The organism is Vibrio sp. 1641 (assembly GCF_033339995.1).
Lineage (GTDB): Bacteria > Pseudomonadota > Gammaproteobacteria > Enterobacterales > Vibrionaceae > Vibrio > Vibrio alginolyticus.
The window spans coordinates 1-707 of the sequence record NZ_JAWOVP010000177.1; the positions used below are offsets into that span (position 1 = coordinate 1).

The window sequence follows — 707 nt, forward strand, 5'->3', positions numbered from 1 at the left end:
CGAAGTGACACTTTTATGGGGCTTTGTTTAAACGTGGTGGCAGATCTAGTTTAGTCGTCGTAGCCTTCTCGCGCGATTTCGCGAGCGACGTTTTGATTATTGATGATCACACCATCGACTTCGACACGAGCACCATTCAAGTTCAGTTCTTCAATGCCTTGGAATTGAGTTTGCGCATCGATAACCACTAATTTGTTATTTAGCCGTTGATCAGCATCATTCTCACAACGTTCGATTTCAAATGTTCTTGCATTCGCATCGTAATTTGACACATAACCTTCGCATTCAAATTCTTTGCCTTGCCATTGATGGTTGTCATCAAAATCTGGCGCTTCAAACTCAACGACGGTGGCAATGCGTTTGCCATTTCTCAAGACAGAAGAAACGTCGACTTCTTGGCCTTGTTTTAAACTCATTTTGCTACCGTCCTCGAATCGAGTTGCGTTATCAACAAAGAACGCACCGCGGTAGTTTAGTGAAAACTCGCTGTAATCGTTCGCAACCCAAGTGACGATGCCTTCCACATCGCTGTCGTTTTCTAGGTTGTCATAGCCTTCTATTTCGACGTCAGAGGCGACAAAAATATCCCCCTCCATTTTGCCTTCCGCTTCTACCCATTGACCTACTTTTAGTTGGTCCACACTGTGGTAAGACACGGTGATGTTTGCGCCCAGTTTGAAGGTGCTTTGGTTTGCATCGATGCTTGC

At 45.0% G+C, this 707-nt stretch carries 1 protein-coding gene; it reads right to left on the reverse strand.

Annotated elements, in window-relative coordinates:
• Positions 1–50: 50 nt before the first annotated feature.
• The coding region (locus R7Z47_RS24900) for a DUF5666 domain-containing protein (RefSeq protein ID WP_318130770.1) at positions 51–707 on the reverse strand (657 nt) is incomplete at its 5' end.